Origin of the sequence: Novipirellula sp. (assembly GCF_041583735.1) — a bacterium.
In the GTDB taxonomy this organism is placed as follows: Bacteria; Planctomycetota; Planctomycetia; order Pirellulales; family Pirellulaceae; genus Novipirellula.
Window position 1 is genome coordinate 41660 of sequence record NZ_JBFHFD010000006.1, and the last position, 9053, is coordinate 50712.

The 9053-nt window shown below is 54.4% G+C and carries 7 protein-coding genes; 5 read left to right on the plus strand and 2 right to left on the minus strand.

From position 1 onward, the window contains the following. Positions 1 to 18: 18 nt before the first annotated feature. Positions 19 to 594, plus strand: coding sequence for a WcaF family extracellular polysaccharide biosynthesis acetyltransferase (locus ABX962_RS01320; RefSeq protein WP_372715884.1), 576 nt, complete (start codon positions 19 to 21; stop codon positions 592 to 594). Between the two features lie 76 nt (positions 595 to 670). Continuing rightward, positions 671 to 1981, plus strand: coding sequence for a hypothetical protein (locus ABX962_RS01325; protein WP_372715885.1), 1311 nt, complete (start codon positions 671 to 673; stop codon positions 1979 to 1981). 733 nt (positions 1982 to 2714) lie between these two features. Here ABX962_RS01325 and ABX962_RS01330 read toward each other — a convergent pair. Continuing rightward, on the minus strand, positions 2715 to 3164 hold the full coding sequence (locus ABX962_RS01330; RefSeq protein ID WP_372715887.1) for a hypothetical protein: 450 nt from the start codon (positions 3162 to 3164) through the stop codon (positions 2715 to 2717). Positions 3165 to 3403: 239 nt separating this feature from the next. Here ABX962_RS01330 and ABX962_RS01335 point away from each other — a divergent pair, with 239 nt between their 5' ends. After that, positions 3404 to 4522: a glycosyltransferase family 4 protein gene (locus ABX962_RS01335; protein WP_372715889.1), complete on the plus strand. Its 1119-nt coding sequence runs from the start codon at positions 3404 to 3406 to the stop codon at positions 4520 to 4522. A 162-nt stretch (positions 4523 to 4684) separates the two neighbouring features. Here ABX962_RS01335 and ABX962_RS01340 read toward each other — a convergent pair whose 3' ends face one another. Then, positions 4685 to 5563, minus strand: a complete 879-nt coding sequence (locus tag ABX962_RS01340; RefSeq protein ID WP_372715891.1) for an SHOCT domain-containing protein — start codon at positions 5561 to 5563, stop codon at positions 4685 to 4687. A gap of 372 nt (positions 5564 to 5935) precedes the next feature. Between ABX962_RS01340 and ABX962_RS01345 the strand changes: the two genes are divergently transcribed. Both ABX962_RS01345 and ABX962_RS01350 read left to right on the plus strand, forming a co-directional pair. Then, entirely contained in the window at positions 5936 to 6355 is a 420-nt protein-coding gene (locus tag ABX962_RS01345) for a hypothetical protein (RefSeq protein WP_372715893.1), read from the plus strand. Between the two features lie 433 nt (positions 6356 to 6788). Further along, on the plus strand, positions 6789 to 8558 hold the full coding sequence (locus tag ABX962_RS01350; protein ID WP_372715895.1) for a GspE/PulE family protein: 1770 nt from the start codon (positions 6789 to 6791) through the stop codon (positions 8556 to 8558). Positions 8559 to 9053 lie beyond the last annotated feature (495 nt).

Sequence of the window (9053 nt, forward strand, 5' to 3'; positions counted from 1 at the left end):
GACGCCGAGATATCTAAGATGTATGAAAGCCGAGTCCGGAACGATCAATTTGATCGAAGCAAGAACTTCGAGCGTGGTGCAAGCACGATCGTATTCATCCTTTGGTATGTTTTGAAATGCTTTGTGTTTCTGTCCCCGCTACCATGGCCCTCCAATCTTAAAGTTACATGTCTTCGATTGTTTGGGGCAAAAGTTGGACGTAATGTCTATATCAAACCTCGGGTCAACGTCCATTTTCCCTGGAAGCTAAGGATTGGGGATCACACATGGATTGGCGAAGAAGTCTGCATTATCAACTTTGAGCCAGTTGCGATTGGCAATCACTGCTGTCTTTCTCAACGAGCAACCATCTGTGCGGGTAACCACGATTATCGGGATCCAGCGATGAATTACCGAAATGCTCCGATCACTCTTCATGATGGAGTGTGGGTGGGGTGTATGGCTTTCGTGGGGCCGGGATTAACGATTGGAACCGATGCAGTCATTACGGCGGGATCGATTGTCACGAATAACGTCGAGGCATTTTCAGTCATACGAGGTAATCCGGCATGCAAGATTGCGCAGCGTTACCGAGATCAGCCGAAAGAGAAATAGGGAAACAAAACTTCCCGGTTGAGACGACCGGCATGAGGATGATATGAGCAAAGTGGCAACCCACGACGGATCGAGCTTGCAGCTGCCTACTCCATTGTCAGCCTGTTTGATTTCCGCTGCCATCTTTGGTTTTTTCCACCTGACAAGCCCCTTCGCATTCGCCCTCGAATACGATTATCAAACGTGGTTTTTCCTGTTCCTAAACGTCATCGCCATTGCCCTTCCGGCGATCCTTTATCGTTTTAGCCGACACGGAGGCAAGCAGCGGTCCCGAATCGAATCTGGAATCCCCGTCGACTCACGATTTTTGCAACTTGGCGTTTGGATACTGATCGGGCTAGCCCTCCTTGGGACAATTCTGAAGTGTTACGACCTCTTCGTGGCTCGCGGGTTTTCCGTCACATCAAATGTCAACGAGCTTTACGAACAGAACGCGGAAATCAGCGCATCAATGGCAGGTCTGGTTGCGTCCTTGCTTTATCCATTGGCGTTTCCAACGCTAATTATTTCATTAGCACTGCACAATTCAGCACGGCCCCATGCGAAACGAATGTGGAAAATCGCCGTCGTCCTTTCCATCTTTGCCTGTCTGGTGGCACCGCTGAATACGATCCTGCTAGGCAAACGTGGAGCGGTGTTTTCCGTCACGATTCTTGCTGCATTGGCTTTTTATTATTCGGGAATTCGACTGCGAAAGAGGACGATACTCGTCGGATCGATGGTGGCGTTTTCGCTCTTTGTATTTTCCACACGAATGTTTAGTCATCGTCTCGAACTGAAGGGGGCGTCCACGGAGGCTGCGGTGGAAGCAGGGCGTTTCACCGATCTGCTAGAACTGAGCCCCAACTATCGATCCGTCGCAAGGCACAGTGCGATGCCAGACTCGTTTCGATCCGCATTTTATGATTGGTCGGTTATCCACGCGTATGTCGTTCATGCTGTCCCAGAGTATCTGTTTGCCATCGAAAACTTTAATCGCGCCGAATACCAACATGGCAAATTTACGTTTTCGCTCGTGGCAAAATTTAGCTCCTACTTTAGCGACATCCACTACGATGCGAAGGCGACCGCAGAGGTTCCGCCACGAACCTATATCTACTCAACTCTGTTCGGACCACTGTTTTTCGACTTTGGGTTTGCCAGCATCTTTGTGACACTTTTGATCGGTGGATCGTTCGTGTTGACATACAATCTTGCCAAGAGAGACGCTGTACTCGTGCCACTTTACCTGTATCTCTACACGGTTGTGCTCGTCAGTCCCATCATTTGCTTCCTGAACATGTTCTATGGGTTTTATTATCTCACCGCGTCCATTTCAGCAGCTGTGTTTTTAAAGTTTTGTAGTCGTGTTCGTCCTCGACAACAACGGAGGCATCAATTGGCGTAGCGTCATTCGTGCCCCATTCCCTTTGTTTTCCAGTCCCGTTGTTTTCCAGTCCCTTTGTTTTCCAGGCCCGTATCCCCAGGGCCAAGCGGTTTTGACTATCATCGCCGACGCGGGGGCTCGCTTCGTGGATTAAGCAACCCACGGAAAGAGTTGTGTTGCCAAGTCTTCGCTTCAGATAAGCAGCAAAGAACTCGAAAGCGGGTGCGACGCCGCTTGCCCCGGGCGGCGTGACACCCTGGCTCATGCAGGAAATTGGCTATCCTGTGACGCGACCATTGCTGCTCGCGTGCAATGGGTGGTAATCGATGCGAACGTAAATATAGCGGTCCGCACGTGGGCAAGGCAAGCAAAAAGAAACTGTTTTAGAAAAATGATTCGCCCCGGCGACTCCGGTTGTTACCAATGAGAGTTGCCCAGCAGGCTGGGGGTCGAGGATCGCTGCAACTCAAAACGGCAACTCAAAACGGCACCGCGGCGCAAAACCTGAATGGGGCCAACCGTGTGCGTGGCGGAGCCCCCGAGCCCCGTGCTGCTCGAAGACTCCGCGACCCCGCGGACTTTCGTGCATTCCGTTGCTGCGTAATTTTTTGATGATGACGCTGGGTTTACGCCGCGATCGCTAAGATAAGACGCCTGCGCGTTGACGCGTGGCATTGCGGCGTTCGGGTGTCGACGAAACTCACACACGAGTTCCAGCAACGAATTCCGCGAGCGAAATGGACCGAAGACGGTCTTAGTTTTGCGCCAGTTTGTCGGCGTCGGCGTTTTCGCTGACGTAGGGATTCTCTCGCACGGGACCCATCTTCTTTGCTTTCGGTTTGACCGACGCGGAATAAGAAATGCAGGGATTGCCGATCGGGCCATGCGAGGCGCCTGGAGGAGTCATAAATTCAGACTCCAATCGACCGCGGTAACTTGTCGGGGCGTTGACCATCGGCGGCGCAGCGAAGGGGCTCATTCCGTAAGGCCGGGCGTAACGGGCACCGTAATAGACGGGGGGATTGGTGGCAAAGTAGGGAGGGGTACGTAGTGATGTTCCGTAGTAGGAGCCGTAGGGGCTATAGAATCCGTAACCACCAAACGGAAAGACCCCTCCGGAGTCGGGGTATTGCGCAGAGGCCGATTCGGAAGTGGCGACAATGGCGGCAAGGGCTAAAACGGCAGCGACAACGATACTTTTCATCGAAAACCTCAACTAAACATGATGGGGGCTAGGACTGTCGCGAAAATTCTGCGACTCTCGCGATCTAAAAATGGAGGGCCCCCGTACGACCCTATGCTTGCGCATAATCCCTACGCTAGTCGGGCCGCAGCATCCTTTCAACTGATTCGTTCCGACAATTCGCCAATTCCGCGGTTTCCACTACTATCGCCACACACCGAAGAACCGTCGTCCCCGCACCACCGCAGAGTGATTAATCCGTGAAAATCGTTTGCATTATCCATTCTCTTAGTGGCGGTGGCGCCGAGCGGGTGATGGCAGCCTTGGCATCCCAGTTGTCTGCCCGCGATCACGATGTTGTGCTGGTCACGTTCGATGACGCCCGCACCGACCGGCATGAAGTTGCCGAATCGGTCCGCCGAATTCCGCTGCGGGTGATGCGCGCCAGCCGCGGACGGGTCGATAAAGCGATGAATCTGCATCGCCGGCACAAGGCGATCCGCAAAACGATTGCGACGGAAAAACCCGACGTCGTGCTCTCGTTTTGCGATCGCACCAATCTCGACGTGCTGCTGTCGACCATCGGCATGAAGGTACCGATCGTGATCAGCGAACGCAGCGACCCGGCCCAGCAGTCGCTCGGTTTCTTCTGGGAAACGATGCGGCGACGATCCTACAAGCGAGCCGCGCGGGTGGTCGCACTGACCGATGCAATCGCCAATACGCTCGCGCCCCTTAGCCCCCATCCGATTGCGGTGATCCCCTCGGCGATCACGCCACCACGTTGCCGTGATATCGAGCATGAAAATAAGATCATTTTGGGGGTCGGCCGTCTGGCACCCGAAAAAGGTTTCGATCGTTTGATCGAAGCGTTCGCAAAAATCGCGGACGATGCACCCGCTTGGTCGCTGAAAATCTTGGGTGAAGGCGCAGTGCGCGAGGAGCTGCAACGACAAGCTGATGAAGCGGGAATCAGCCGACGTTTGTCGATGCCCGGCTGGCTGCGTCCGATCGCACCTGAATATGAAATCGCCACCCTGTTTGTGTTGCCCAGCCGCTACGAAGGATTCCCCTCGGCACTGCTCGAAGCGATGGCAACCGGATTGCCGTGTATCGCGATGAGGTGCCAAAGTGGTTCATGCGAAATCGTGACGCACAACGAAAACGGATTGCTGGTGGACGATAGCGTCGATGCGCTCGCCGAAGCGATGCGATCCTTAATCCAAAACGAATCCGAACGTGTGCGACTTGGCAATGCGGCCACCTCCATCGTCAAACGATTCGGTATGACTTCGATGGTCGATACCTACGAAGGCCTTTTGTTTGAAGTCGCAGATGATGCTCGAAAGTCGCGAAAACGTTCCGGTGATTTGGCGTAGCGTCGTAGGCGACGCCGTGAAGCATCTTTCACGGTAGCGGAACGTGTCAAAAGTTTCGGGGCCGCATCCGTCAATCGAACAGTCGTCTTGACGATTTCCATTACGCCAATCCAGCCGCCATACCGGAATTTCGCTGCGCCGGAACTTCGCTGCGCCGGCAGTTTAAAGACGACTCAGTAGATCACGCTTTTTCTCTTCAAATTCCTGGTCACTGATGTAGCCCTTTTCTTTCAACGCTCCAAGCCGCTCGAGCGTGCCGAGAATGCCTTCGTTACCAGAGGCGTCTTGACGGTTTCCGCTGTCGCTCGGGGCCGGAGCTGCCATGGGGTTCGGGGCCGTTTCGTTGGCAGGCGGCGCCGCGGCCGGGGCTGCCGGAGTCGGTGGCACTGGAGCCACTCCGTTGCGAGAGATCACCGGCAGACTTGCTAGGTTGACCGTCCCGTACTGGCTGGTGAACGTGATTGAACTGCCCCCTCCTTGCTGTTGTCCAAAGCCACCGATTTGATGATCCAGCGTATCGTAGACCCAAATATCGGAGCCTGTTTTTACCGCCAGTCGGCGACTCCACGAGAAATAGGCGTAGCGAATGTTGTTTTGTGCTCCGGTCGCGTTGGGCACTCCGAGTTCCTCGGGCCACCAATTTTGATCGGGATCGGGAACAAACAGACTGTTGTTGCCGCCCATCCCACCAGAGGCTTGTGATTGTGTGTTCCCTGTGCCTTGGCTTTGGCCTCCTTGGCTTTGACTTTGGAACGACCCTTGGAAAGGCGAGGTTTGGTGGTTCGCCAATTCGTTGGCGATGTCGTTACAGATGTTTTCAACGCGAGACTTCAGTTGATAGTTAAACAGATCGCTAACCATCGTCATCCCGCCCCGCATCCACTGGCCGCAACCGCCAAATTCGGGATGATTAAACTGAGCCATCGATCCATTGCCGTTATGAATGGCAATTAACATGTGCGTGACGGCGTCCGAGGAGAGTCCGTGACGCTGACTTAGTCGTTGGACGATTTCGTTCCCCGTAGGTGATAGTTGTGGCATGGTGTCGTGCGATCCTGAATCGGATTTGCCGATTTCAAACAAAGGGGATAAAAAGAGATGAACCGTTCCGCCACGGAGTGGCGACGCCACCATTTTGTATTTTGACGTTTCACCGCCAGCAGGGGAAGCGTGCGTCGGGGAATTGTTTGCTGCTCGCCACCTTCGACGCTCTCCAATTTCGTTGCTCCGAGTGCGTCCGCTTTGTTTTTCGATCGCAATCGCAAGCTGAAAACTCGCTCCGTCGACAAAACGATCATCCCCAACTGGCCCGCCGGTCCAGGCAAGTGGCAATTGGTTTGGATCGCCATTAGAATGAGCCGCACTTGTTCGGCGAGAACAAAACAACCTTAAATGCGCAGAAGGCGACGCACTGTGAGTTTCGATACCGGCAATCCACCCCCAACATCCCCCTACTCGCCACCGCAACGACAGGGCGGCCCCCCCTTTGCAGGTGACGTTCCGCAAGGCAAAAAACAGTCAGGCTTTGGGATTGCCTCGTTCATCATGTCGATCCTGGTCGGCATTGGGGCCTTCACAATCATTTTGGTAGCCGGGTTTGCCGAGGCCTCCAGCCCGGAAGGCATTAACGAAGAATCGCCGATTGCGATCATCGTGGGACTCTGTATTTTCGGAGTCATTGGCCTGAACCTGCTTGGGATCGGTTTGGGGGTAGCCGGGCTGTGTCAACCTAACCGCTCGCGAATCTTTGCCATTCTTGGACTCGTCTTTAATGGGTTGGTGATCATGGGCATCATTGGAATCATGGCGATCGGTGTCGCCATGGGCGGCTAGCACGCGATGCCGTTTACTTTGGTAGCGGCGCAAGCCTCAATGTCATCTGCTTTCGCCTTGAGCGGGTGTTTTTATAGCGGAGCGGCGCGAGCCACCCGGTAAATGTCGAACGTTTCTTTCGCGGCAACCGGGCGGCTTGCGCCGCACCGCTGCCTCTCAGCAAGTCGCATTGGGCTAGCGCGTTCGCGCAGCAACCTCATGAAAATCAGGACGCCCCACGCGTCCTCGACCTCATGGCTGGATGTTGCAAACGTGAGGACCCTCGATGCGCGGCGTTAATTACAAACTTCGCTGCCGCTTGGTCCAAGTTCGTCGTGTTTTTGTGGGCTTGTCTTGGTATCCTATAGCTAACGGAGACAACGACTTAGACTCCGCCGCAACACACTCATCTTGATCGCACGTCGATCCCTTCAAACGCGTAGAGATATCTGTCATGAGCCAAGCGACTCGCGAATTCACCGATTTGCTCCTTAAAAAAGGCATCATTAGCCTCGATCAACTCACCGAAGCCGAGGGGGTGGCTCAGACCACGAAAGCGGATGTGGGCGACGTGCTGGTGCAAATGGAGTATGCGACGCCCGAAGAAGTAGCACTCGCACTCGCCGAATTCCACAAAATCCCCTTTGTCGACCTTCGCGAAGAACGGATCGCCGAAACGGTGATCGAGTTGATCCCCGAATCGGTGGCTCGTGAAAACACCATTTTGCCCTTCAGTATCGACGAGGAAGGGACGCTGCGAATCTTGATCGCCGACCCCTTCGATTTCGCGACGGTAGAAAAGCTGCGGTTCATCCTGAATCGCAAGATCGAAACCGCACTGGCCCCTAAATCGGCCATTATCGGAGCGATCAACCAGTATTACGGGCAGGTCGAAGGGGAATCGGCTGACTCGATGCTGCAAGAATTCACCGATACCGCAATCGATTTTACCGAAACCAGCGACGATGACGGCGGGGGGGCCGGCGGCGACGAAACCGTCGACGACAACAGTGCTCCTGTCATCCGGTTGGTCAACCTGATGATCCAAGAAGCGGTGCAGTTGCGGGCCAGCGATATCCATGTCGAACCGTTCGAACATCGCGTCCGCATCCGTTATCGAATTGACGGCGTTTTGGTCGAGCGCGAGAACGTGCCTCGCCGAATGCTATCAGCCGTGATCGCCCGTATCAAAATCTTGTCGAAGATCGATATTTCGGAAAAGCGAAGGCCGACGGACGGGCGGATCAAGATCACGGTGGGTGACAAACAGCTCGATTTGCGGGTTAGTATCATTCCGACGAATCATGGCCAATCGTGCGTGATGCGGCTGTTGGACAAAGACAACATCAAGGTGGGGGTTCGCCAGCTCGGTCTTTCCGAACGCGACTTCCGCAATTTCAACTCGCTGATCCGTCGGCCCAATGGCATTATCCTGGTGACCGGACCGACCGGGTCCGGCAAGACCACCACGCTGTACGCATCGCTCAATGCACTGAACCGCCCCGACCGCAAAGTGATCACCGCCGAAGACCCGGTCGAGTACTACTTGCCCGGGATCAATCAGGTCGAAGTGAAGCACAACATTGGGCTCGATTTTGCTCGCATTATCCGTGCGATGTTGCGTCAGGCTCCCAATATCATCCTGGTTGGTGAGATGCGGGATCATGAGACTGCGGCGACAGGAATCGAGGCTAGTCTTACTGGACACCTGGTTTTCAGTACCCTGCATACGAACGATGCGCCCAGTGCGATATCACGAATGGTGGACATCGGTGTACCAGGCTATATGGTGGCGAGTAGTGTGATCGCGGTCTTGGCTCAGCGGTTGGTGCGGACGATTTGCCCCCGCTGCAAGGTGCGGTACCAACCGACCGAAAGTGTGCTGGCGGATTCGATGCTGCCACCGGAGATGATCAAGCAGGCCGAGTTCACCAAAGGGAAGGGATGTTCGTTCTGTGGACGCAGCGGATACCGCGGCCGAATTGGTATCTACGAACTGATGTTGGTGAACTCGAAGTTACGCGAATTGATGTTCAAAGGTGCGAGCACGTTGGAGCTGCGTAACGCCGCCATAAGAAACGGTATGTCAACACTTTACGCCGATGGCATGCTGAAGGTAATCCGCGGCGTGACGACATTTGAAGAGGTCAATCGGGTCGCCAAACGGACCGAGCTCGAGGATGTCGCGCTGGCTCACATTACCAAGGAATTGGCATCACTCTGATCACTCTTGATTGCTTGCATCTCGGCTCGTTCGCGAGTCGATTTTGGGCGTTTTGTCAGGGATCGGTGGCGGCGACCGCAAGCGTTGCTCGACGGCTCGATCGCATACGGTCTATCCACCCGGTAGGGTTGTTCCCCTTGCCGCTCAAGTAGCGGTAGGCAGACCGCCCTCAGTGCAATTCGCCGGATCGCGTTTTTGATACCACGCCTGTCAAAACAGGTGAATTCTTTGAATGCGAGCAATCACGTGTGATAATGGAGTCACCGCCGCAATTATTCTTTTTCTTCGCGGCGTCCTTATCGATCGAACTTTTTTATTCATTCCCTATGTCAAAGCGGGCTTCGCAGCCACCGCTGTCCGAATCAGCAATTTAACTTGATCTCAATCGAATCAATTTGATTACGGCAAGCCGAACCGCTTTTCTACGATTTCGCCCCCTTCTAAAAAATTAGACATTCGCTTCATGGCCACGGTGCTCATTGACAAGCTGCTGCA